The organism is Pseudomonas sp. NPDC087612, assembly GCF_044743505.1.
Taxonomy (GTDB): Bacteria; Pseudomonadota; Gammaproteobacteria; order Pseudomonadales; family Pseudomonadaceae; genus Aquipseudomonas.
In genome coordinates, this window is sequence record NZ_JBIUWO010000009.1 from 66,843 (window position 1) to 90,308 (window position 23,466).

Genomic DNA, 23,466 nt, shown 5'->3' on the forward strand with positions numbered 1-23,466 from the left:
CGAGGCCTATCAGACCATGCTTGGATCAGGTTCCAGGCCCATCAGCTCGCGGCCGAGAATCTGCGCGCAAACGTCGTAGTCGGTGTAGGCATGGGCGCCGGTCATGTGCGCATCGCGCCACAGCCGCTGCATTTCGTTGCTGTCGAACCAGGCAGTGCCGCCAGCGGCTTCGAACAGACGATCGACCGCCTGAATGCACATCTTCACCGCATAGCCCTGATTGGTGCGCCAGAACGCCAGGGTTTCGCGCGTCGGGTACTGGTGACGTTCGCTGTGCTCGGCGTGTTCCTGCCAGGTTTTTTCCAGAAATGCGCGAGCGGCGGCAACCTGATGGGTGGACTCGGCCAGGCGCATCAGCGCGGGTGTGGCGGCACCGACATTGACCCCGGTATAAGCACGCACACGGTTCTTGGTCTTTTCGCGGAAGGCTTCGAGCATGCGCTCGGCGATACCGAGGCTGACGGTCGAGAAGCCGCTGGCGAAATACGGCCGGTACGGCGAGTAGAACACCTTGCTGTCCGGATACAGGCCAAAGCCTGCCGACTTGCCTTCCATCATGTCCTTGGCTTTCTGGATGCGGTGCTCGGGGACGAACACCTTGTCGATCACCAGGGTCTTGGTGCCGCTGCCCTTCATGCCGGCGGCGAACCAGTCGTCGCGAATCTCGTAGTCGCTGCGCGGCAGCACCGCAAAGCAGTAGTCCTGGGTGCCTTGGGCATTGGCCCGACGGCAGCCGACAATCGCCCACTCGGCATGGTCGCTGCCGCTGCTCCAGCCCATCTCGCCGCTGAACAGCAAGCCGCCCTCGACCTCCTCGACCTTGCCGAACGGGGCGATACTGCTGCTGGCGGTGGCGTCGGGGTTGTCGCCCCAGATCTCCTCCTGCAGCTTGGCCGGGAACATCGCCAACTGATGGCTGTGGGTGCACAGCAGGCTCATGGCCCAGGCGGTGCTGGCGCAAGCGCCGGCAAGCAAGGCGATGCAGTCGGCAAATTGCGGCAGGGAGATTTCCAGGCCGCCGTAGGGCTTGGGCAAAAAGGCACGGTGCAGGCCGATGCTTTTCAGCAGGGCGATGTTTTCGGCCGGGACTTTGCGGTCCTGCTCGGCACGGGCGGCGTTGGCGGCGATGGCAGGCAAAATCGAACGAAGGTCTTCGAGCAGCGGGTTTGGCTTTTTCATGAGGGGCCCTGCTTATTATTGGATGTCCGCCAGGGCCTGCGAAGTGGCAGGTGGCGGCGGATGCAGGGGCCAGTATGGGAGGCTTGGCTCAGGGGGAAAATGCAACTTCCATAGGCAAGATTGTACTTTTCATAGGATGTTAAAAGCATCGCGGGTCAAGCCCGCTCCCACAGCGAACACCATCAATTCTGTGGGAGCGGGCTTGCCCCGCGATAAATTCACCCCGCCACGACGTTCTGCAAATTGCGCCAAAGCTCAGCCACATGCTCACGCTCGGTCGGCAACGCCCCCACCGACACCCGCACCATCCAGCGGCCATGCAAGGTCGCCGGAGTGACGTAGGCTACCCCCGAGGCATTGAGCTGATCCGCCCAGCGCCGGGTATGTGCATCCAGCGCCTCACCCTGCAGGCCCTCACCTCGATGGCGAATGCACAAGGTCTGCAGCTGTACCGGCGCCAGCAACTCCCAGCCCTCGGCCCCGCGCACCTGCTCGGCCAGCCACTGGGCGTTGTCCAGGTCGCGGCGCAAGCGCTGTTGCAGGTTCTCGATGCCCTCGCTGCGCAGCATGAACCACAGCTTCAGGGCACGGAACCGCCGCCCCAGCGGGATACCCCAGTCGCGCAGGTTCTTGACCTTGCTGTCGACCGCCGACTGCAGGTAGCTGGGGTTGGTGCTCATGACCCGGATCAGGTGCTGCGGATCACGCACGAAGTACAGCGAGCAATCGAAAGCCACACCGAGCCATTTGTGCGCATTGACCACAATCGAGTCGGCCTGCTCGATGCCGTCCCACATCCAGCGGCATTCCGGCAGGATCATCGCCGAACCGGCCATGGCCGAGTCCACGTGCAACCACAAGCCATGTTCGCGGGCGATCTGGCCGATCGGTTGCAGCGGGTCGAGGGCGGTGGTTGCCGTGGTGCCGGTGGTGGCCACCACCGCGCAGGGTTGCAGGCCGTCGGCCAGGTCCTGTTCGATGGCTGCGGCCAGCGCTTGCGGGCGCATGGCGAAGTCGTCGTCGGTGTCGATGTAGCGGATGTTGTCCTTGCCAAAGCCTGCCAGCAGCGCGGCCTTGTCTACCGAGCTGTGGGCCTGGGCGCTGGTGTAGATCATCAGCGGCTTGCCCTGCCCCTGCAGGCCGCCCTTGGCCAGGGCGTAGTCGCTGCTGCGCTCGCGGGCGCTGATCAAGGCGACCAGGGTGCTGGTGGACGCGGTGTCCTGGATCACCCCGCTCCACTGCGCCGACAAACCGACCATCTGCCGCAGCCAGTCCACGGTGGTTTCTTCCAGCTCGCTCAGGGCCGGGCTCGATTGCCACGACAGGCCGAGCACGCCAAGGCCGGTGCTGAGAAAATCGCCAAGCACCGACGACAAGGTGCCGTTGGAGGGGAAGTAGCCGAAAAAGTCCGGGTGCTGCCAGTGCGACAGGCCGGGCATCACTAACTGGTCTACGTCCTTGAGAATATTCTCGAACGGCTCGCCCTGAACCGGCGCCGAGCCGGGCAAGGCCGCCTTGAGGTAACCGGGCTCGACCTGGGCCATCACCGGCAGTTCGCCGACACCCTGGCGGTAGTCGGCGATCAGGTCGATCAGTTGGTGGCCATGTTTGCGAAATTCTTCCGGGCTCATGCAGCGGCTCCTGTTATTGGCGGTAAGTGGGCCTGAGTCTAGGCCCTGGCTGACCGCCAAAAAACGCCGCCCCGCGCATAGCTGCTATGGCGAATGCGCATGGCCGCCGTGCACGCCGAACTGCGACTGCTGCCACTGCTCGAACACCAGGTTGCGCAACCAGCGGTGCTCGGCCGAGCCGTGCAGGCGCTGGTGCCAGACCACCCAGTAGCGCTGGCTGTGCTCGACAAACGCCAACGGCCGCCAGGTCAGTGGATGCAGGCGGCTGAGCTGGCGGGCAATGTGCTCGGGCACGGTGACCAGCGCCTGGCTGCTGCCGACCACCTGCACCGCCGCCGAGTAGAACGGCACCTGCAGGCTGATGCGCCGGCTCAGGCCCTGCTCACGCAGGTGGCGGTCGATAAAGCTGTCCTTGTCGCCACCGCCGGAAATGCGCACATGGTTCCAGGCGCGGTAATCGTCCTGGCTCAGTTCGGTTTTTGCCGCCAACGGGTGCTCGCGGTGCATCAGGCACACCGCGCGGTCTTCACCGAGCATGCGCCCATGCAGGTTGGCCGGAGCATCGTCGAACAGCGTGGTAGCCAGGTCGACTTCGCCGCTGGCGAGCAGTTCATACTGCCCCGGTTGCCAGGTGCGGTACTCGATCGACACCCCCGGCGCTTCGCGCTCAAGGGTGCTGACCAGCAGCGGCAGCATGTGTTCGGCGATGTAGTCCGAGGCCGCCAGGCAAAAACGCCGCTCGCAGCGCTTGGGCTCGAAGGCCTGCGGTTGACGCAAGGCCTCGAGCTCGGCCAGCACCTGGCCCAGCGGCAGCAGCAGGCTTTCGCCGCGTTCACTCAAGACATAGCCGCGGCCCTGGCGCACCAGCAGCGGGTCGTCAAAGGCTTCGCGCATATGTGCCAGCTGGCGGCTGAGCACCGACTGGCTGCTGCCCAGGCGCTCGGCGGCATGGCTGAGGTTCTTCAGCTGCAGCATGCTCTGCAACGCGCGCAGGTGGGCGATGCTCAGGGAGGCGAAAATCGGGTTCAAGGGGCGCTCCTGCACAGGCGGATGCCGCAGCCTAAGGCCAAACCTTGCAGATTACAAAGCGCCTGGCAGGCCGGTGCATGGCCGGCGGCAGGCTCAGTCAAGCCACTGCCGGGGCGCTGCGCTAGGGTCGGGGCTTTGCTTTCCCTTGAGGTTCGTCCCATGAGCAACATCAGCCTTTTGCCCCAGGTGCGCGTTTTTTTGCAACGCGAGCACAGCAGCTTTATCGACGGTCGCCAGCAGCCACAGGCCGATGCCCGCTACCTGGAGGTGATCGACCCGGCCAGTGACCAGGTCATCAGCCGCGTGGCCGAAGCCACCGCGCAGACCATCGACGATGCCGTCGCCTCCTCGCGCCGTGGCTTTGCGCAATGGTCACAAACCGCCCCCGCCGTGCGTGCCAGCGTGCTGCTCAAGCTTGCCGACCTGATCGAGCAACACCGCGAAGAACTGGCGCAGCTGGAGACCTGCCAGTCGGGCAAGCTGATCACCCTTTCGCGCAATTTCGAGGTCGATCAGGCCGCGCATTTCTTGCGCTACTACGCCGGCTGGGCGACCAAGCTCAGCGGCCAGACCCTCACCCCGTCGCTGCCCTCGTTCAACGGCGAGCGCTACACCGCCTTTACCCTGCGCGAGCCAGTCGGCGTGGTGGTGGGCATCGTGCCGTGGAATTTCTCGACCATGATCGCCTTGTGGAAGCTCGGTTCGGCACTGGTGACCGGTTGCAGCATCATCATCAAGCCCAGCGAATTCACCCCGCTGACCATCCTGCGCATTGCCGAACTTGCCATCGACGCCGGCCTGCCCGCCGGGGCACTGAACGTGGTGACCGGCGCCGGCCTGGCCGGCAAGGCGCTGATCGAGCACCCGGGTACCGACAAGGTCTCGTTCACCGGCTCCGTGCCCACTGGCCTGGCCGTCGGCCAGAGCGCCATGGCCGCCAACCTGACCCGCGCCACCCTGGAGCTGGGCGGCAAGAATGCGGCCGGGTTCCTGCGCGACGTACCAGTGCACACGGCGGTGGACGGCATCATCGAAGCGGGCTTTTTGCACGCCGGGCAGATCTGCGCGGCAGCCGAGCGCTTTTATCTGCATCGCTCGCAGATCGAGGCGGTGACCGGGGCCTTGAGCGAGCGCCTGGCACAGCTGAAGATCGGCTCACCGCTGGATGAAACCAGCGAATTCGGCCCGGTCAGCAACAAGCAACACCAGGCCAGGCTCGGCGCGCTGTTTGAGAAGGCGCGCAGCGAGGGCAGCCAGATCATCCATGGCGGGCGCCTGCTCGAAGGCCCGGGCTGTTACGTCGAGCCGACGGTGATCCTGGCCGGCTCGGTCAACGACAGCCTGCTCAACGAGGAGACCTTCGGGCCGGTGGCAACCTTCTTGCCGTATGACGATGAAGAGCAACTGATCGCACTGATGAACGCCAGCCCCTATGGCCTCAGTGCCAGCCTGTGGACCAACGACCTGAGCAAGGCCTTGCGCCTGGTGCCGCAGGTGCAGGCCGGTACGGTGTGGGTGAACATGCATACCCTGCTCGACCCGGCCGTGCCGTTTGGCGGGGTAAAGGCTTCAGGCATAGGCCGTGAATTTGGCGGGGCGTTTATCGAGGATTACACCGAGCTGAAGTCGGTGATGATTCGCTACTGACACTGCCCGCGATGGGCTGCGCCGCAGCCCATTACTTCTGAATTCCATGAAGTAATTTTTTGATACCAACGATTCCCCTCACCCACCGTCTGTCGGACCATCGGCCAGTTACCCCATAAAAACAACACGAGGTACTGCCGTGGACAACGCCAACAAGGCGGGGGCTGCACGCCCGCGCATCGAGGTTCGCTCAATCGACTATGTGCCGCGCAGCGAGCGCCACGGCAAGGTCTGGCACCAGGCGCCGTTCTGGTTCACCGGCAACTTCGTGCTCACCACCATGGTCACCGGTTTCACCGGCCCGGCCCTGGGCCTGGGGGCGCTGTACTCGATCCTGGCGATCGTGCTCGGGGTGTGCTTTGGCACCTTCTTCATGGCCTTTCACGCCAACCAGGGCCCGCGCATGGGCCTGCCGCAGATGATCCAGTCGCGCGCCCAGTTCGGCCTCAAGGGCGCCATCGTGCCGTTTGCCGCCGTGGTCTTCGTCTACATCGGTTTCAACGTCTTCAACGTGATCCTCGCCACCGATGCGATCAACACCGTGCTGCCCGGCCAACGCACGCCCTGGTACCTGGGCCTGATCGTCATCGCCGTGCTGCTGGCGGTGGTCGGCCACGACTTGCTACACACGGTGCAGCGCTGGCTGACCTACGTGATGATCCTGGTGTTCGGCGTGCTCACCGTCAGCGCCCTGCTGACCCTGCAGGCCGACGCCGCCCTGCAGGATCCGCAGTTCTCGTGGGGCGCATTCCTGGTGCAACTGTCGGCGGCCGCCGGTTACCAGATCAGCTATTCGGTGTACGTCTCCGACTACTCGCGCTACCTGCCCCACGACACGCCGACGGCGAAAGTGGTGTTCTGGACCTACCTGGGCGCGGCCGGCTCGGCCCTGTGGCTGATGTCCCTCGGTGCCTTTCTCGCCTCGGCCTTGCCAGCGCCTGACGCCATCGCCAGTGTGCGCGAAGTGGGCAACCAGTTCCTGCCGGGCCTGGGCACCTTCACTGTACTGATCTCGGTACCGGCGCTGGTGGGCATCATGGCGGTCAACTGCTACGGCGCCATGCTCACCAGCATCAGCGCCATCGACTGCTTCAAGCAGGTCACGCCGTCGCTGAAGATCCGCGTGGCCGGCATCAGCGTGATTGCCACCATCGTCTTTATCGTCGCCCTGGCCATCCCCGAGAGCTACCTGGGCAGCTTCAACACCTTCGTGCTGCTGATGCTGTACTTCCTGGTGCCGTGGACCGCGGTCAACCTGGTGGACTTCTACTGCGTGCGCAAGGGCCATTACGTGATCAGCGAAATCTTCAACCCCGACGGCATCTACGGTGCCTGGGGCAAGCCCGGGCTGATCGCCTACGGCCTGGGTTTGCTGGCGATGGTGCCGTTCATGGCCTTGAGCTTTTACACCGGCCCCGCAGCCGCCGCGCTGGGTGGTGCCGACATTGCTTTTGTCATTGGTCTGCTGGTCACCGGCAGCCTCTACGCCCTGCTCTGCCGCTCGCTCGACCTGCCCGGCGAACAACGCCTGGCGGCAGCCAGCGAGCGCCAGCTTGAGGAAGCCCACGCATGAATCCAGCCCTGATCCAGGTCGCCTGCTGCCAACTGGCGCCGCAGGTCGGCGAACTTAAATACAACCGCGAGCGCGCCCTGCAGGCTGTCCGCAGCGCCGCCGGACAAGGCGCCCAGGTGGTGGTGCTACCGGAGCTGGTGCAAAGCGGCTATGTGTTCGCCGACCGCAACGAAGCCCTGAGCCTGGCCGAAACCCCCAACGGCGAAACCCTGCGCCAGTGGGCAGCGCTGGCGGCGGAGCTGGACATCGTCATCGTCGGCGGCTTTTGCGAGCGCACCGAGCGCGACGAGTTGTACAACAGCGCCGCCCTGGTCGATGCCGACGGCGTGCGCGCGGTGTACCGCAAGGCGCATTTGTGGAACGACGAAAAGCGCATCTTCAGCGCCGGTGGGCAACCGCCGCCGGTGATCGATACGCGCTTCGGACGCATTGCGGTGATGATCTGCTACGACCTGGAATTTCCCGAGTGGGTGCGCTTGCCGGCGCTGGCCGGGGCCGAACTGCTGTGCGCGCCGGTGAACTGGCCGGACGGCCCGCGACCGCTCGGCGAGCGGCCCGCGGAAGTGGTACGGGTGCAGGCCAATGCTTCGGTCAACCGCTTGTACATCGCCGCCTGTGACCGCAACGGCCATGAGCGCGAAGTGGATTGGGTCGGTGGCTCGGTGATTGTCGATGCCAACGGCTACCCGCTGGCCGGGCCGCTGCATGAAGCGCCGGCCGGCACGCAAATCATCCACGCCCGCCTCGACCTGAGCGAGGCGCGAGACAAGCGCATCAGTGCCTTGAACGATGTGCACCGGGATCGCCAGCCGGTGTTGTACGACTGATTTTTCGGGGCTGCTGTGCAGCCCATCGCTGGCAAAGCCAGCTCCCACAAGGTCAGATGTACACAGTACCTGTGGGAGCTGGCTTGCCAGCGATCGAGCCCACAGGGCTCGCAATCCGGGACAAAAGCCACCACAACCACGCCCCAAACCCGTGCAAAGCCACTAGAATAGGCCACCACAAACACCAGGCTGCCCCATGGATATCGAGCTCGCCCGCACCTTTCTGGAAATCGTCCGCACCGGCAGCCTGGTGTCCGCCGCCGAGCGCCTGCACGTCACCCAGACGGCCATCACCGCGCGGGTGCAAAAGCTCGAACAGCAACTCGCCTGCCGGTTGTTCATCCGCAGCCGCAGCGGCGCCAGCCTCACCGCCGACGGCGAGGCCTTCGTGGTGTATGCCAACCAGCTGGTGCAAACCTGGGAGGCCGCGCGCCGCGACCTGCCGTTGCCCGAAGGCTGCCACCAGGTGCTGCACATCGGCGGCGAAGTGAGCCTCGGCAACCCCATGGTGCTTGGCTGGGTCAGCGCCCTGCATCGGGAAATGCCCGGCCACGCCATTCGCAGCGAAGTCAGCGACGGCGAGTCGTTGCTGCACAAGGTGGAAATGGGCGTGCTCGATGCCGTGCTGGTCTACCAGCCCACCTACGGCCCCGGCCTGCAGGTGGAGCAACTGATGGAAGAAAAGCTCATCCGCATCCGCCGCAAGGACAAACCCGAGCCCTACGTGTACATCGACTGGGGCCAGGCCTTTCGCCGCCGCCACGACGCCGCCCTGCCCGAATGCGCGCGCCCGGCGCTGAGCTTCAACCTCGGGCCGCTGGCGCTGCAGTACATCCTCGAACACGGCGGCAGCGGCTACTTCCGTACCCGTGTGGTGCAGGCCTACCTGGACAGCGGCGTATTCGAACGCGTGCCGCAAGCGCCCGAGTTCACCTACCCCACCTACCTGGTGTATGCCCGCGAGCGCGACAGCGAGGCGCTGCAACAGGCGTTCAGGGTACTGCGCGAAGTGGTCGCCGGTGAGAGCGACTGGTCTCAGCGCTGGGATCCGGTGATCTGAATCAGCGGTATCTGTCCGACACATCTGACAGACAAAGGCGAAGGACGCCGTAGGACCTCTCTTGATTGCAGCTCATCCCTTGAGGCGTGAGCTAGCACCTGCCTAGATTTCCCGGGGCTGCCCGCATGGCATCCCGTCATCTGCCGGTCTAGTCAAGAGAGCCCCCCATGCCCCGCCAAAGCGACCTGCGCTTCACCTTCGAGCCCCTGCAGGGCGACGCCTTCGAAGTGGTCGAGTTCCGCCTCGAGGAAGGCCTGTCCCAGCCCTTTCGCCTGAGCCTGGAGCTGGCCAGCCACGACCCGGCCGTGGACTTCAACCGCGTGCTCGACCTGGCCGCGCTTTTCACCCTGTGGCGGGGCGACACCCCGGTGCGCTACGTGCACGGCCTGGTCAGCCTGTTCAGCCAGGGCGACACCGGCTTTCGCCGCACCCGCTACCGCGCCGTGCTCGAACCCAGCCTGGCGCGCGCCGGCCTGCGTTCGAACTGGCGCATGTTCCAGGGCCAGAGCGTGCCCGAGATCATCCTCGCGGTGCTCGAGGCCCAGCGCCTGAGCGAGGTCAAGAGCTACCTGTGCTTCGACCATCCGCCGCGCGAGTACTGCGTCCAGGCCGGCGAAAGCGACCTCGACTTCATCGCCCGCCTGGCCGCCGAAGAGGGCCTGCTGTACAGCTTCGAGCACCGTGCCGACGGCCATACCCTGTGGCTCACCGACCGCGTCGGCGGCCTGGGCACCATCGGCACCCACGAGCACTGCCCGGTGCTCTACCAGCCGCTGGCCGGCGGCGACAGCGCCGAGCCGGCCCTGCAGCGCTTTCACTACACCGAACAGGTGCGCAGCGCGCGTCAGGTGCAGCGCGACTACACCTTCACCCACCCCTATTACAACCTGCAGCACAACGCCGTCGGCGCCAGCGACCTCGACCACCAGCAAACCGACTACGAACGCTACGACTACCCCGGCCGCTACAAGCGCGACGCCAGCGGCAAGCCCTTCACCAAAACCCGCCTGACCGCCCTGCGCAGCGACGCCCGCCTGGCCCACATGGAAGGCGACGACGCGCGCCTGCAGCCGGGCCTGGCCTTCGACCTCAACGACCACCCGCGCGAGGACTTCAACGACCGCTGGCGCACCATCGCCATCGAACACCACGGCACGCAGCACAGCAGCCTGCTCGAAGAGGCCTTCGCCAGCGACAGCGGCACCGCCTACCGGCTCAGCGCCAGCGCCATCCGCTGGGACGCCGACTGGAAAGCGCCACTACGGCCCAAGCCGCGCATCGACGGCCCGCAGATCGCCAGCGTGGTCGGCCCGCCGGGCGAAGAGATCTACTGCGACGAATGGGGCCGGGTCAAAGTCAGCTTCCCCTGGGACCGCGACAGCCACCAGGACGACCACAGCTCCTGCTGGATCCGCGTCGCCCAGGGCTGGGCCGGCGCCACCTGGGGCGCCATGGCCATCCCGCGGGTCGGCCAGGAACTGATCATCAGCTACCTGGACGGCGACCCCGACCAGCCCATCGCCACCGGCCGCGCCTACCGCGAAACCAACCTGCCGCCGTATCAACTGCCCAGGCACAAAACGCGCATGACCATCAAAAGCCGCAGCCACAAGGGCCAGGGCTTCAACGAGCTGCGCTTTGAGGATGAGCTGGGGCAGGAAGAGGTGTTCATCCATGCCGAGAAGGACAAGAACGTTCATATCAAGCACAACAATGGGGTGTTTGTTGGCAATGATCGCAGTGAGACGGTGGGCAACGATGAAACCCTCTCCATCGGTCACAACCAGTCCCAGGACATAGGCCTGAACCGCTCGCTGAACATTGGCCAGAACCATGAGATCAGCATCGGCAATGACCGCTGGGAGCGCGTCGGCAATGACCGTTTTGACGCCACCACTGCCAACCATCGCACCGAAGTCGGCGGCCACAGCGAGCACCTCACCCACGGCCAGCATCACCTGAGCGCCGGCCAGGGCATGCAGCGCACCACCACAACCTACCAGCTGCAAGCCAGCGAGCGCCTGGTCATTCAGGGCCCTGGCGGCAGCCTGACGATCGATGCCCAGGGCATTCACCTCAATGGCCTGGCCATTACCCTACAGGGGCCGGTGCAAATGACTGCGCCGGGCAGCGCACAGACCTTTTCCCTGCAGCTCTCGCCCGAGGCAGGGCAAGCCTGTGTGGAGAAAAACCGATGACGCCGGCGCTTGTGCAGAAGTTCGTTGATGAGATCTACACGCCCGAAGCAACGCTGTACCTGCTGCTCGACCCGTTGGCTGACTGTGCCTCGGACGATCCCCTGCATATCGAGGCGCTGCGCCAGACACTGGGCGACGACGCCCTCACCCGCGTGTGGCGTCCGGACCTTGAGCACACGCCGCACGCCTGCCCGGTGCTGGTGACCCTGGCGAGCCCCGGCGCCCGGCCTTCGGAGCGTCTGCTGTCACTCTCGGCGCAGCGTGTAAACGAGGACGCCAGGCGCTCCCGACGCTACGTCTGCGGCTGGCTCAGCAGCAGCGTCACCACCGCTGCATTCAGTGCGCACCTGATCGCGCTCGGGCATCTGCCCATGGCACAGGGCACACAGTTCTTTCCGGTGTATGAACCGCTGCGCCTGGAATTGCTGGCCGGCACGTTGAAGCAGGCGGAACAGGGGTTCTGGTGGCCGATTCAGCACTGGCTGTTTCCCATGTCCAGCGGTGCCAGCAGCGTCATCAGTAGCTATCCGCACGCGAGTGTCGTACCTCGTCCACTCGCTGGCGAGGTGCAGCAGGAGGTGGTGCTGGTGTCAACCTTACTTGCCACCTGGCGACGCGCCCTCAGCCTGCCGCTGACGTTCGCGCCGGCGCGCTGGACAGGTGCAACAACACTGCCGCCCCATGCCGCTGCCAAGGCCCATTACCAGATACACCAGGCCCGTCAGTTGGGCCTGAAAAACCATCACGACATCATCACCCTGGCCATGCACTGCCTGTTGCTGGATCTGCGGCTATATGAGCACGCCCGCGTCCGAGCACTGATCGACCAGGCGGCTCGAGGAACAGCATCGCTCAGTACCCTGCTCGCCCCTTGCAACGACAACAGCTGGCAACGGATTGTCACCGACCTGAGCCATGCAGGAGCATACCCTTGAGCCTGACTTCGCAACTCGCCATCGCCACCACCGAATGCCTGGTCAACAACGACCAATGCACGGTCTGCCAGCGTCAGGGCCTGCCCATTCTGCCGCTGCGCAAGGCCGTGGTGCCGCGCCTGGCCCATGAATACCCCCTGCCTGACGACAATACCCGCATGGGTTGGCGCACCCTGCGGGCAGGTTACCTATACGTGCTGCTCGACCGCCAGGTCTGGCAGGCCTATCAGGTCACGCCCGACGGTTACCTGCGTCAGTTCAACCCCTACCAGCCTGCGGCCACCAACGAGACACCGTTGGCCGATAGCTGCATCGCGGCCGGGCATGACTGCCCAGCGGCGTTCCTGAACATCGACACGCAAAAATACACCATGGCGTGGCTGGCCTTTGCCAGCGACCCGTGGCCCGCCAGCGTCCTCGCCGCCTACAAGAGCGGGCGTTTTCCCGAGCGTTTTCTAGCGCTTGACCTGGGCACAGCACGCAACGATCCGGCCAGCGTCGGCTGGGCCATGACGGCCGAAAACCTGCAGGTGGACAACAAAGTCTACGAGTACCGACAGCAGCCCAGTCCAAGCTTTGATAGCGTGCATGGTTTTTACTCTCGAGCCGGGCGCCTGACCGCGTTGCGAGGCTACCTGCGCAACGCCATCGCCCATCATGATCTGCCACACGGCGTGCTGGCCCTGGAACTGGACGACAGCATCGGCCTGGTGCAGGAACTCAACAGGATTCGCAACGGCTGGATTGGACACCGTCAACAGTGGATGAACACCCCGGACCGGGCCTATCAACAGCAGACCTCGCAACTGCTGCTGGCGATCCGCGCCATGCATCGCGACTGGGCAGAGCAGCAAACGCCAGCCACCCCCGACCCGCTCACCGGCGATGGCCCACCGGTGTTTGCCGATCCGCAACGGGTGCGCGAAAGGCTGGTCAACGAGCGCGCCCTCGAGCACACCAGACGATTGGAAGAGCGTTACAACGAGCAGCAACGCGCTGAGTTCCAGCAGCGCTATGACCAGCAGTTGGCAAGCTTCCAGCGCATCATCGACGGTGCCGGCCGAGCCTACGCCGGGGCCTGCCGCACGCCGGCCTTTTTATGCTGCGAACAGCACGATTACGACGGTGCCGATTTTGCCTCGGGCCAGGCCTACAGCCAGACCATGGCGCTGTGCCTGAGTGGCGGGATCAGCGAGGCCCCGGTAACAGACAGTGCTGACGCCGACTCGGGGCCTACGGCGATGCTCTGGGACACCTGGCTGCGCAACCCGCAGAGCCCCGTCTACCGCGCGCTGCTGCGGCGTGACAGGCAACTGCTGGCCGAGCTGCTGCCGAGTTTCAAGGCCAGCACCGATACCGACTGGAACGACAGCGAAAAACTCTACGCTGCACTGAGCAAGATACTGGCCAGCGACGAGTCGATGCAGTTGCTGCGCCCGTCTGTGCAAGACGCCATGGCCCAACTGCTGGGCGCCCTCAATGCCGCCAGCGCACGCTTGCAGCCTGCGCTCGGGCCAGGTGTCGAGCGAGCTGTTTCCCGGCTAAACAGCGCCATTCAACTGCTGCACAACGGCATTCACCTGACCGAGCTCAAGGTGCAGATGAAGCTCAGCGAGTACTACGCCCTGCAGTGTGAACATCTGCGCGAGCTGCAACGTAAGGCAGCCGATACCAGCGACCGCGCCATCAACAACCTCAAAGACAAGTTGGGAGAAGTGGACCACGAAGCCCGCCAGGTTCGCACAGCGGTCCGCCCCATCATCCTCAACGGGCTGCTGAGCATGGCGGTACTGGACCCCAGGATTGCAGCGCTGACGGTGACCATTAGCATCTGGGTAAACGCCAAGGCAAGCGAGATTGCGCAACTACAGGCCTCGCTGATGCGCACTGCCAACCTCGGTGCAGAACAACTGGGCAAAGGCGCCCACGCCGCCCTTGGCAGCATCGCCGTGGGCATCGGCACCCTCGACCCCCACGCGCGAAAACTGCTCCAGGGTCTGCAAATTCCTGTGCATCAAACCGCCACCTGGGTACGTACGGGTTTCAGCGGTTTGCGCGGCGCGGCTGGCAGCGGCGAGCTTCTGCTGGCGTTGGGTGGCCTGTACCTGCTTGGCGATGCGATGAAAAAGAATCTTGAGGAAGTCGACCGGGTGATTGGCGAGAAGTCCATGGAAGCCAGGCTGGCGCTGTATGGAAGCAGCCTAGGGGTGCTGGGGAGCGGGATGGAGGTGGTGGGGATTGCATTGCGCAGGGGGGCGCAATATGTGCAAAAGATGAACGTGGCCCCCGCATATGGCGCAGCAGCACATTCTCCGATTGCACAGATAGGCAAGACACTCTCTAAAGTTGGCGCAACCATTGGTGCGGCTTCAGGCTTCTATGATGCGGCACAAGCAAGCTTTGCTATTAGCCGGACATTGAATCGCGGTGACACTCTTGCTGCGCAGCTGTACGCCGCATCTGCAGTACTTTCAGGCGCAGGAGGAATTATCGGCATGGCTGCCGCTTTATCAGGAGCCTCCGTATTACTGGGACCACTTGGCATAGCCATAATGCTAAGCGTGGCGGGATATGCATTTTACAAAACTGCCGAGAAACAAGAATCAACTCTTCTAGAGCTTTGGGCAAAACGTTGCTTTTTCGGCGTCCACGATGAGAAGCCCCCGATCCACTGGAACAGACCCGAGCATGGGCCTACAGCCATTGCCGAGTTAAATGCAGCTACTTTAGGGATCGAAGTAGGGATCAACTTTCAACTACTGACTTCCAGCGGTAGCTCTCCTAGAGTCGGCTACGGCACTGCAAGTGGTGGTACTCCATCAGTACAGCAAATACTGAAATACCGTCTACGCCTGCCGCACTACGATGCGAGTCGTTCAGCTTACTATTGGAAATTGACCATTAGCCGTAGAGGAGAGAAATCATCCAGCAATTATAGAAATGGTGAAACTCTAGTTGAAGGCAGTCTGAGCCCCTTGCCTATAGCAGCGAATGAGCCGACGACCGCACCGGGCTTTTCGAAAAACACCGTCCCTACCGAAAACATCAACACACCCTCCACATCCATAACAACTGTACCGTCCACGAATAAAAACACGATACAGATCAAAGAAATCAGCGGCTTCATTGATCTATCAAAACATACAGACGGCCACAATATAGAAACGGCCACCCTGACATTAACTTACTGGCCAGACCGATATACCCCTGAAGCGTATGCTCAATTGAACTTATCTGATAGACCTTGAAGCGACGCTAGCAACTCTACCCCTACGCCCATAAAACCACCACGGAAATGCAATGAACTCAGCCAAACCTTTATTAGAAAACCCTGCACCTCACTGGAAGTATGATCTTCCCGTTCCCAACGATCCGCCATCACGGGCGCCCTCTGCCCAAACACTAACAAACCCGCCCAATCATGTTAACGACGTATATCTTGAGCTACCACGCTCGTCTTTTAAGACTCGTGGATTTTGCGTGTGGGCCGCAATAGCTCTTTTTATTTTGGCGATAACCTCCTTTTTCTTTCAAATAAGTATCATTACAAACCTGCGGAGTTTTCATTCATTGGCAGCGTTTTTTTTTGGACTTACAGCATCTATAGTAAGCTTCTGGGGAGGCGTTTATTACTGGCGTATGGACGTCGAGGCCCCTCGGGACGAACCCATTCGCTTCAACCGCCTGCGCAGAAAAGTCTACGTCTACCGTTTTCATCAAGACGGACTTCGCCCTTTCAGCCGCGTGGCTTGGGGGGTACGCACCGAAGCTTACAACTGGGAAGACCTTCGCGCTGAAGTCAGCAGTGTGTACGGTCCGATGGGTACAGGCGGTCTGATTGAAACTGTCTCCCTGGCAGTAGTTGAGCCGGGCACCAACAAGGTGATCGACCGTTTTCATTTTGCACATGAGAGCGATGAAGGCGAGATGTATTGGGCCATGGCGCAACTATTCATGCAGCAAGGTCCGCAGGCATTACCCCACTTCCCTCGCCCACCCCGGGACTGGAGTAACGAGTCCGTGACCTTCAATCTCGCCCGACGGCTGGCGCCCAAGGTGAAGTGGCCAGAAGACATGGACCTTGAGTCAAGGTCGGCGCCGTGAGACTTCCTAAATCGCCATTACTGAACAAGCCTGCACCTCACTGGAAGTATGACCTTCCCGCACCTAACGACTTGCCTACAGAAGTACCGCCCCCCTGGGTGCTGCCAAATCCCCCAAACCATGTTGACGATACATACTTGGAACTCTCTCGATCGACCTTCAGGGTACGCGGCATTTGCGTATGGATTGCGATAATGTTCTTTATAACCTCTACAGCCTACCTGAGCTTTATTACTATAGTTACGCTCAAACACGCACCTCTTCACAACATTCAACTACTTCTAATTGAGCCATTGATAGTTACAATAGGTTATTGGGGAGGACTATATTACTGGCGAATGGAAGTAGAAGCCCCTCGAGACGAGCCAATCCGCTTCAACCGTCTCCGCCGCAAAGTCTACGTCTATCGCTTCCATCATAATGGACGCCGCCCTTTCAGCCGCACAGCCTGGGGTGTACGCGCCGAAGTTTATGACTGGGATGACCTGCGCGCCGAAGGCTGCAGCGTGTATGGACCGATGGGCGCTGGAGGCCTGATTGAAACCATTTCCTTGGCAGTGGTCGAACCGGGCACCAACAAGGTCATCGATCGCTTCCATTTCGCCCACGGCATCCAGCAGGGTGAAATGTACTGGGCCCTGGCTCAGTTGTTCATGCAGCAGGGACCGCAGGCGCTCCCTGCCTTCCCTCGCCCGCCCCGGGACTGGAACAACGAAAAGGTCACCTTCAATCTCGCCCGCCGCCTCGCGCCCAAGGTGAAATGGCCTGAAGACATAGACCTGGAATCGAGGACAGCGCCTTGAAGCCAACGGCAGGCCCCCGCTGATAAGCGACGCGCTAATTGAGCGCGCGGTCCTTGCCGAGCAACCCAACCTCACTCAACAACTGCCGCTTGAGCCCGGCAATCAGATCGGTCTGGGTAATCACCCCCACCAGCGCCTCGCCGTCCATCACCGGCAAGCAATGCAGCCCCTGCTCGCTGAGCAACGGAATCAGCGCCACCGCCGGCTCGTCGCTGCGCACGGTGATCACCGGCCGGCTCATGATCTGTTCCAGCAGCACCTTGGGCCGGCGCCCGAGCAATGCGCGCCAGCTGAACCGCCCCTGGGCCATGGCCGGGCCGATCAGGTCGGTGAGGCTGACTATCCCCACCAGGCGCCGGGCGTCATCGAGTACCGGCAAGGTATGCAGATGGTGGCTCGACAGCAACTGCCAGGCCTGTTGCAAGGTGGTTTGCGGGGTCGCCAGTTGCACGTCCCGGGACATCACCGAGGCGGCGGTAATGCCGCCCAGGCTGCGTTTGAGCGCGTGTTGCTCGGTGGCCATGATGATGCGTTCGAGTTCGTCGCGGGTGACGTCGACGAACTCGCCGAGCTCTTCCAGCGCCTGGTCGAGGTCTTCACCACTGACGCCGACCCGTTCACCTGGCAGCACGTCGGCAGTGTGGTGCAGGTCTTTGCGCGCTGCGGCGGTCTTCGGGTAGCGCACGCCGGTCAGGCGGTTGTAGATCACCGCCACGGCCACCAGCACCAGGGCATTGAGCATGATCGGTTCGAACACCTGGTCGCCCATCGCCGCCAGCGACGAGTCGGCCAGCACCACGCTCACCGCCACGCCGCCACCCGGCGGGTGCAGGCAGCGCAGCAGGCACATGAGCAAAATCGCCACGCCCAGGGCCAACGCCGCGACCCACAGGGCCGAACCAAAGCAGTGATGCAGCACCAGGCCCACCGCGGTGGCGCTGGCATAGCTGCCAATAAACGGCCAGGGCTGCGCCAGCGCCCCGGAGTGCACGGCAAACAGTAGCACCGCCGAGGCCGCCAGCGGCCCGAGCAGGTGCAGCGCCACTGTCGGGCCAAAGGCCAGGCTGCAGGCCAGGCCTGCGAGAAACAGACCGAGCAGTGCGCCAACGCCTGCGCGTAGCCATTCTTTTGGGGGGATGTTCAGAGGGGCCGGCAGCAGCCGGTTGAAGCCGTTGTTCAGAGCGCGCAGAGACATGGGTAGATCGGGCACCTGGGCAGTAAAAAAAGCCCGGCCAAATTGGCTGGGCTGAGTATTGCGAGGGGGCAATACCAATGGGCTCCGTCCGTGGAGATGGAATTTTTGGGTGTTGCGTGGGCGGGGATTTTGCCGGGGTTGGGCTGGCGGGTGGTAATTCAAAAAACTGAGGGGTGAGTGCAGTTTTTTTGAGGGATGGCACGAGTCGGCGGCAAGGCCGCCGACTTCGCCAGGCAATCAATGCATGAACAGGGCGATCAGGATGATCACCGGAATCGGTACACCCAGCATGAACAACAGTAGTGAACGCATGGTAGTTCTCCTCGGTTCAACGGACTTGGGCACTGACGTAGTCATCGACCAGCACCACGGCATCGCGACGACGGCCACCGTAAGTGGCGGCGAGGCTGGCGAAGAACGCCCCGCACAGCAAGGCAATGAACATCCACAATGCCGACAGCGCAGCCGCCTTGCTGGCGGCATCAGCCGCTTCACGGGCAGCCTTTTTGGCGTCGTCCGCTGCCTGGCGCGCCTGGGCGAAGACCTGGTCGACACGCTGCTCGGCCTGGGCCGGCGCAAGGTTGGTGCGCTGGCTGACCAGTTGCGCCAGGTACTGGCGGTCTTCGCCGCTCAGTTGCCCGCCGTTGCTCAACGCGCGCGCCATGATCCGGGTCACCGCTACTTGTGCAGCATCTTCGTTGACCGCCACCGTGCCATCGCCACGGAACAGGGTATCGACGAAATAACCATAGGGGTCGCTACCCTGGGAACCGCTGGCAGCCGTCGCTGCCGCAGTAACGCCACCTGCAGCACCGGCGGCGACCTGAGCCCCCGCCTGCACGCCGCCAGCGACGATACTGCTGACCGAACCGACCACCAGCGTTGCCGTGACCAGCGTGGCAACGGCCCAGGCCAGAAAGCCGTGGGCGGTATCGCGAAAGTACACCTCATCGCCATGCACGCTCGCCCATTTGACCCGCAGACGGCCCGCCAGGTACCCCCCCAGGCCAGAGGCGATGATCTGCGTCAGCGCCAGCCAGACAATCGTCGAGATACCCAGGCCCTTGGCGCTCATGCCGTCGCCAACCCACGGCGAAACTGCCGAGAAGCCCAGCCCGATACCGAGCAAAACCAGTATCAACGACAACGCCGCGGCGCCCGCCGCGCCGGCAAATATAGCCGCCCATGACACGCCGGAGCGGCTTTGCGCTTCGACGATGGAGGTGGAGTGGGTTTCTGATGTTGTAATCATTGTTGTAGAGCTCCCGTGAGGAACATCGAATGTTCACTAAAACGGGTGCACGCCCTGTGCCAAACCGGTTGAAAGGGCAATGGCTATAAATTCAATAGGTTGCAGCACGTTGCGAACATGCCCATCATGCAAAGTGCATGATCAGGCCAGCGCCAGCGGGTGTTCTGCACACCAGGGCAATCGCCAGGGGCCGGTCTTGTCCGCAATTTTTCGACCCAGAGCCCGCGATGACTAATGAAGCGTTGATAATCGATTTGTTTGAAGCCGCTGACGCCTTGGCCAATGGCGACAACAGGGCAATGCAGCGCCTGCTTGCACCGATCAAGAACCGCGAATCCTATAACGGCACTCCTGTTCTGTTCTATGTGGCTGAAAACATTCAGGCGCTGGAATTTCTTGCGGCCAATGGCGTTGATTTTCTGCAAAAAAACAGCCTTGGCGGCAATAACCTGCTGCACCGGGTGTCATTGGACAGTGATGACCCTGTGTTCGAATGGGTGCTGGCCTGGTACAGCAGCAACAACAGTGTCGATGCAGCGAGCGACGATGGCTTCACCGTACTCTCGACGCTGCTCAAGTTCGGTCGGGCGGACCGCGCCAAGCGCTTGATCGAGTGTGGTGCAAGCCTTTCATCGGTCGCCAACAACGGCCTCACCCCGGCCCGGCAAACGGTCATTTGCATGGAGCAAGAGCACGATGCGCTTGAGGGTCTGGCGCTACTCCTGTCCCACGGATTGACCCTCGGCACTGCAGAGTTGGCCTATCTGGCGCACATGGCGCGCGCGATCAACCGGCACCGGCTTGCCCAGTGGATTGAAGACGATCTGATTCCCTCTGCGCCCGGCTAGTGAGTGCCCGGATAGCTGCAAAATCCCTACCGATACACTTTCACTGCCCCGACAAAACCTGCACAATCGCCGGCTTTTTTTCCGACAAGGCAGTCCCTCATGCAACGGATCGTAATTCTGGGCAACGCCGGCAGCGGCAAGTCCACCCTCGCCCGCGCCCTGGGCAAGCAACTGGGCCTGGCGGTGGTGCACCTGGACAGGTTGTTCTGGGAGCCCGGCTGGGTCGAGCCGGATGCCGAGCAGTTCCGCTCGCGCGTGCGCGAGGCAGTGTCGCAGGACGCCTGGGTGTGTGAAGGCAACTATGCGCGGCGCACCTTCGACCTGCGCCTGCCGCAGGCTGACCTGGTGATCTGGCTGGATACGCCGCGCCTGACCTGCTTGATGCGGGTGATCAAGCGCAGCGTGCTGAACCGCCCGCGCCCTGACCTCGCCGACGGCTGCAGCGAAAAGCTGGACCGGGCGTTTCTGACCTTCCTGAAATTCGTCTGGACCTTCGATCGCGGTTATCGCCCGGGGATTGAAAGGGTACGTGAAGCCATCGGGCCGCAGGTACCGGTGGTGCATTTGTGCGGTAGCCGGCAAATTGCGGCGTTTGTCGAAGGCTTCAATCACGTTCCAGCCTGATCTCCTATGCTCATGGTTCGCCCACACCAAAGAGGAGCAGCGAACATGGCATTCGTGACCACTAACGATGGCGTTGAGATCTTCTACAAAGACTGGGGCCCGCGTGACGCCGAGGTGATTTTCTTTCACCACGGCTGGCCGCTTTGCAGCGACGACTGGGATACGCAGATGTTGTTCTTCCTGGCCCAGGGTTATCGGGTCGTCGCCCACGACCGCCGTGGCCATGGGCGCTCCAGCCAGGTCTGGGATGGCCACGACATGGACCATTACGCCGATGACGTGGCGGCGCTGGTCAAGCACCTGGGTGTTCAAAAGGCCGTGCATGTCGGGCATTCGACCGGCGGTGGCGAAGTCATCCATTACATCGCCCGCCATGGCCAGGAGCGGGTGTCCAAGGCCGCCCTTCTCGCCGCGGTTGCGCCGCTGATGGTACAGACCGCCAGCAACCCCGGCGGCCTGCCAAAATCAGTATTCGACGACCTGCAGGCGCAACTGGCGGCCAACCGCGCCCAGTTCTGCCACGACATCCCTTCCGGGCCGTTCTACGGCTACAACCGTCCGGGCGCTAAGCCGTCGCAAGGGGTGATCCTCAACTGGTGGCGCCAGGGCATGATGGGCAGCGCCAAGGCCCACTACGACGGTATCGTCGCCTTCTCGCAGACCGATTTCACCGAGGACCTGAAGAAGGTCACGGTACCGGTGCTGGTGATGCACGGCGATGATGACCAGATCGTGCCCTACGACAACTCCGGGCCGCTGTCGGCGAAACTGCTCGGCAACGGCACGCTGAAAACCTACAAGGGGTTCCCTCACGGCATGCCTACCACCCATGCCGACATCATCAATGCCGACCTGCTGGCCTTTATCCGCAGTTGATCGCGGCTCAATGCCGTTCTATCAGCTCTGGCAGAAGCGTATCCGGTTCCCAAACGGGTCGTAGACTTCCAGCACTTTACCCCAGCCCTGCTCGACGATATCCGGGCGTCCATAGCCATAACGCTTGGCCTGCAGTTCGTCGCGCAGTTGCTCGATGTTGTGCGTGGGCACGAAGATCGTCGCCCCCGGGCTGGCATCGCCATGATGTTCGGACAGGTGCAGTTGCAGGCCGTCACGGCTGATGCCCAGGTACAGCGGCAGGTCAGCTTCGAATCGGTGCTCGAACTCAACGCTGAAACCGAGGAAATCCAGGTAGAACTCGCGGGCCTTGGCTTCGTCGAAGCTGCGCAGGATGGGAATGGGCTTGTCGAAGCGGATTGCCGTCTGCTTGGCTTGCTCGGTTGAAATCATCGTTTTTCTCCTGAAGCCGAGGCCGTGTGGGCGCGAGCGGCGGGCAGCATTAGCCTGGGGGCGATAGTACACAGATGATCGAAGCGCTGTCGATTTCGCCGGCGCCGGTTCGACTAGTGTCAGGCAGTTCCGCCTGCAGCCCCATCAGGAGCCACTCATGCGCAAGCTCATCGTTGCCGCCTTCACCAGCCTCGACGGCGAGCAGCACGCCAGGTGGAGTGCTGATCGCCCGTTATGTGCTTGACGGGGAGGTGCGCACCGGGTCATTTGCCTAGACTGCAGCTGTGCATGCTGGCCTTGCCAGCGCTGGTAATGTTGAATGGAGAGCGCAATGCCTGCCCCCGAGAACGAGCTGTTGCAAAGCTGGCAAGACAACGCCCAGGCCTGGATTGAAGCCGTTCGCAGCGGCGCCATCGAAAGCCGCCAGCAAGTCACCGACCAGGCGATTCTGCTGGCGGTGCTCGGCCGCCAGCCCGAACGCGTGCTCGACCTGGGCTGTGGCGAAGGCTGGCTGTTGCGCGCACTGGCCAAGCGCGGCATCGACGCGGTGGGGGTGGACGGCGATCCGACCCTGGTCGAGGCGGCGCGGGCAGCGGGGACGGCCCAGGTGTATCTGGCCAGCTATGAAGCGCTGGCAGACGCACAGGTTGATATCGGCCGCGACTACTCGCTGGTCTGCGCCAACTTCGCCCTGTTGCACCAGGACATCATCCCCCTGCTCGGCGCCATGAACGCCCTGCTCGCCGCTGGCGGCGCCCTGGTGATCCAGACCCTGCACCCGTGGGCGGCCGCGGCCGGCAACTATCAGGACGGTTGGCGGCAAGAAACCTTTGCCAGCTTTGCCGGCCAGTGGCAGCCCATGCCCTGGTACCTGCGCACTTTGTCCAGCTGGTTCACTGCACTGGACATGGCGGGTTTCAAGCTGGTCGCCGTGCAGGAGCCGCAGCATCCGCAAAGCCCGCTGCCGCAATCATTGTTGTTGATAGCCGAGCCTAAAGATTGAAGCGCATCCCACCCACCTAATAAGGAACCACACACCATGAGCGAAGAGACAAAAGTAAAAGGACCCGCGTCGTACTTCCCCTCCATCGAGAAGAAATACGGCCAGCCCGTCAGCCACTGGCTAAAGCTGATCGGCACCGTCAGTGGCAAAAAACATATGGAGATAGTGGACTGGCTCAAAGCCGAGCATGGCTTGGGCCATGGTCATGCCAATGCACTGGTGGCGTATTTTTTGGCGAGCGCTAAAAACAGCTGAGGATAGAACCCGCCCC

18 protein-coding genes and 2 pseudogenes are annotated in these 23,466 nt (G+C 62.8%); 14 read left to right on the top strand and 6 right to left on the bottom strand.

What is annotated here, in order from left to right:
• Positions 1-9: 9 nt before the first annotated feature.
• From ACIOVF_RS19275 to ACIOVF_RS19285, 3 genes are all read right to left on the bottom strand, one after another.
• Positions 10-1,179: a p-hydroxyphenylacetate 3-hydroxylase oxygenase component gene (locus tag ACIOVF_RS19275; protein WP_401291646.1), complete on the bottom strand. Its 1,170-nt coding sequence runs from the start codon at positions 1,177-1,179 to the stop codon at positions 10-12.
• Between the two features lie 218 nt (positions 1,180-1,397).
• A complete protein-coding gene (locus ACIOVF_RS19280; RefSeq protein ID WP_401291649.1) occupies positions 1,398-2,810 on the bottom strand; it encodes a DOPA decarboxylase in 1,413 nt (470 codons plus the stop codon).
• Between the two features lie 84 nt (positions 2,811-2,894).
• A complete protein-coding gene (locus ACIOVF_RS19285) occupies positions 2,895-3,839 on the bottom strand; it encodes a LysR family transcriptional regulator (protein ID WP_045196636.1) in 945 nt (314 codons plus the stop codon).
• A 159-nt stretch (positions 3,840-3,998) separates the two neighbouring features.
• On the opposite strand from ACIOVF_RS19285, the gene ACIOVF_RS19290 reads away from it, so the two are divergent.
• The 9 genes from ACIOVF_RS19290 to ACIOVF_RS19330 all read left to right on the top strand — a co-directional run bounded on the left by ACIOVF_RS19290 (position 3,999) and on the right by ACIOVF_RS19330 (position 16,986).
• Complete coding sequence (locus ACIOVF_RS19290) at positions 3,999-5,486, top strand: aldehyde dehydrogenase family protein (protein ID WP_401291652.1); 1,488 nt, start codon at positions 3,999-4,001, stop codon at positions 5,484-5,486.
• Positions 5,487-5,625: 139 nt separating this feature from the next.
• Positions 5,626-7,059, top strand: coding sequence for a purine-cytosine permease family protein (locus ACIOVF_RS19295; protein ID WP_401291655.1), 1,434 nt, complete (start codon positions 5,626-5,628; stop codon positions 7,057-7,059).
• The gene (locus tag ACIOVF_RS19300) at positions 7,056-7,886 is read left to right on the top strand and encodes a nitrilase family protein (protein WP_401291658.1); all 831 of its coding nucleotides are present in this window, start codon (positions 7,056-7,058) and stop codon (positions 7,884-7,886) included. Before ACIOVF_RS19295 ends, ACIOVF_RS19300 begins: the two co-directional genes overlap by 4 nt.
• A gap of 196 nt (positions 7,887-8,082) precedes the next feature.
• Positions 8,083-8,946, top strand: coding sequence for a LysR family transcriptional regulator (locus ACIOVF_RS19305; protein ID WP_123567655.1), 864 nt, complete (start codon positions 8,083-8,085; stop codon positions 8,944-8,946).
• Positions 8,947-9,113: 167 nt separating this feature from the next.
• On the top strand, positions 9,114-11,144 hold the full coding sequence (locus tag ACIOVF_RS19310) for a type VI secretion system Vgr family protein (RefSeq protein ID WP_401291663.1): 2,031 nt from the start codon (positions 9,114-9,116) through the stop codon (positions 11,142-11,144).
• Positions 11,141-12,079, top strand: a complete 939-nt coding sequence (locus ACIOVF_RS19315; protein WP_401291666.1) for a hypothetical protein — start codon at positions 11,141-11,143, stop codon at positions 12,077-12,079. The genes ACIOVF_RS19310 and ACIOVF_RS19315 overlap by 4 nt, the downstream gene beginning before the upstream one ends.
• A complete protein-coding gene (locus ACIOVF_RS19320) occupies positions 12,076-15,327 on the top strand; it encodes a T6SS effector BTH_I2691 family protein (protein ID WP_401291669.1) in 3,252 nt (1,083 codons plus the stop codon). Before ACIOVF_RS19315 ends, ACIOVF_RS19320 begins: the two co-directional genes overlap by 4 nt.
• A gap of 52 nt (positions 15,328-15,379) precedes the next feature.
• Positions 15,380-16,183, top strand: coding sequence for a DUF6708 domain-containing protein (locus ACIOVF_RS19325; protein WP_401291672.1), 804 nt, complete (start codon positions 15,380-15,382; stop codon positions 16,181-16,183).
• 194 nt (positions 16,184-16,377) lie between these two features.
• Positions 16,378-16,986, top strand: coding sequence for a DUF6708 domain-containing protein (locus tag ACIOVF_RS19330; RefSeq protein WP_326839236.1), 609 nt, complete (start codon positions 16,378-16,380; stop codon positions 16,984-16,986).
• A gap of 34 nt (positions 16,987-17,020) precedes the next feature.
• On the opposite strand, the pseudogene ACIOVF_RS19335 reads toward ACIOVF_RS19330, so the two are convergent.
• Both ACIOVF_RS19335 and ACIOVF_RS19340 read right to left on the bottom strand, forming a co-directional pair.
• Positions 17,021-18,224, bottom strand: a pseudogene (locus tag ACIOVF_RS19335) (HPP family protein).
• Positions 18,225-18,509: 285 nt separating this feature from the next.
• Complete coding sequence (locus tag ACIOVF_RS19340) at positions 18,510-19,433, bottom strand: hypothetical protein (RefSeq protein WP_401291675.1); 924 nt, start codon at positions 19,431-19,433, stop codon at positions 18,510-18,512.
• A gap of 227 nt (positions 19,434-19,660) precedes the next feature.
• Between ACIOVF_RS19340 and ACIOVF_RS19345 the strand changes: the two genes are divergently transcribed.
• From ACIOVF_RS19345 to ACIOVF_RS19355, 3 genes are all read left to right on the top strand, one after another.
• Entirely contained in the window at positions 19,661-20,281 is a 621-nt protein-coding gene (locus tag ACIOVF_RS19345) for a hypothetical protein (RefSeq protein WP_401291678.1), read from the top strand.
• 99 nt (positions 20,282-20,380) lie between these two features.
• Positions 20,381-20,905, top strand: coding sequence for an AAA family ATPase (locus ACIOVF_RS19350; protein ID WP_093384146.1), 525 nt, complete (start codon positions 20,381-20,383; stop codon positions 20,903-20,905).
• 45 nt (positions 20,906-20,950) lie between these two features.
• Positions 20,951-21,781, top strand: a complete 831-nt coding sequence (locus ACIOVF_RS19355; RefSeq protein WP_401291681.1) for an alpha/beta fold hydrolase — start codon at positions 20,951-20,953, stop codon at positions 21,779-21,781.
• 21 nt (positions 21,782-21,802) lie between these two features.
• Here the strand turns inward: ACIOVF_RS19355 and ACIOVF_RS19360 are convergent.
• A pseudogene (locus tag ACIOVF_RS19360) lies at positions 21,803-22,162 on the bottom strand (glyoxalase superfamily protein); the annotation flags it as partial.
• 361 nt (positions 22,163-22,523) lie between these two features.
• On the opposite strand from ACIOVF_RS19360, the gene ACIOVF_RS19365 reads away from it, so the two are divergent.
• Both ACIOVF_RS19365 and ACIOVF_RS19370 read left to right on the top strand, forming a co-directional pair.
• Entirely contained in the window at positions 22,524-23,195 is a 672-nt protein-coding gene (locus ACIOVF_RS19365; RefSeq protein ID WP_093384155.1) for a bifunctional 2-polyprenyl-6-hydroxyphenol methylase/3-demethylubiquinol 3-O-methyltransferase UbiG, read from the top strand.
• A gap of 36 nt (positions 23,196-23,231) precedes the next feature.
• Complete coding sequence (locus tag ACIOVF_RS19370; RefSeq protein ID WP_045201321.1) at positions 23,232-23,450, top strand: DUF4287 domain-containing protein; 219 nt, start codon at positions 23,232-23,234, stop codon at positions 23,448-23,450.
• Positions 23,451-23,466 lie beyond the last annotated feature (16 nt).

What these genes read in the sequence shown, in the direction of transcription:
- ACIOVF_RS19275 (WP_401291646.1), bottom strand. Translation starts at nt 1,179, where the DNA reads ATGAAAAAGCCAAACCCGCTGCTCGAAGACCTTCGTTCGATTTTGCCT.
- ACIOVF_RS19280 (WP_401291649.1), bottom strand. Translation starts at nt 2,810, where the DNA reads ATGAGCCCGGAAGAATTTCGCAAACATGGCCACCAACTGATCGACCTG.
- ACIOVF_RS19290 (WP_401291652.1), top strand. Translation starts at nt 3,999, where the DNA reads ATGAGCAACATCAGCCTTTTGCCCCAGGTGCGCGTTTTTTTGCAACGC.
- ACIOVF_RS19300 (WP_401291658.1), top strand. Translation starts at nt 7,056, where the DNA reads ATGAATCCAGCCCTGATCCAGGTCGCCTGCTGCCAACTGGCGCCGCAG.
- ACIOVF_RS19305 (WP_123567655.1), top strand. Translation starts at nt 8,083, where the DNA reads ATGGATATCGAGCTCGCCCGCACCTTTCTGGAAATCGTCCGCACCGGC.
- ACIOVF_RS19310 (WP_401291663.1), top strand. Translation starts at nt 9,114, where the DNA reads ATGCCCCGCCAAAGCGACCTGCGCTTCACCTTCGAGCCCCTGCAGGGC.
- ACIOVF_RS19315 (WP_401291666.1), top strand. Translation starts at nt 11,141, where the DNA reads ATGACGCCGGCGCTTGTGCAGAAGTTCGTTGATGAGATCTACACGCCC.
- ACIOVF_RS19325 (WP_401291672.1), top strand. Translation starts at nt 15,380, where the DNA reads ATGAACTCAGCCAAACCTTTATTAGAAAACCCTGCACCTCACTGGAAG.
- ACIOVF_RS19330 (WP_326839236.1), top strand. Translation starts at nt 16,378, where the DNA reads ATGTTCTTTATAACCTCTACAGCCTACCTGAGCTTTATTACTATAGTT.
- ACIOVF_RS19340 (WP_401291675.1), bottom strand. Translation starts at nt 19,433, where the DNA reads ATGATTACAACATCAGAAACCCACTCCACCTCCATCGTCGAAGCGCAA.
- ACIOVF_RS19345 (WP_401291678.1), top strand. Translation starts at nt 19,661, where the DNA reads ATGACTAATGAAGCGTTGATAATCGATTTGTTTGAAGCCGCTGACGCC.
- ACIOVF_RS19350 (WP_093384146.1), top strand. Translation starts at nt 20,381, where the DNA reads ATGCAACGGATCGTAATTCTGGGCAACGCCGGCAGCGGCAAGTCCACC.
- ACIOVF_RS19355 (WP_401291681.1), top strand. Translation starts at nt 20,951, where the DNA reads ATGGCATTCGTGACCACTAACGATGGCGTTGAGATCTTCTACAAAGAC.
- ACIOVF_RS19365 (WP_093384155.1), top strand. Translation starts at nt 22,524, where the DNA reads ATGCCTGCCCCCGAGAACGAGCTGTTGCAAAGCTGGCAAGACAACGCC.
- ACIOVF_RS19370 (WP_045201321.1), top strand. Translation starts at nt 23,232, where the DNA reads ATGAGCGAAGAGACAAAAGTAAAAGGACCCGCGTCGTACTTCCCCTCC.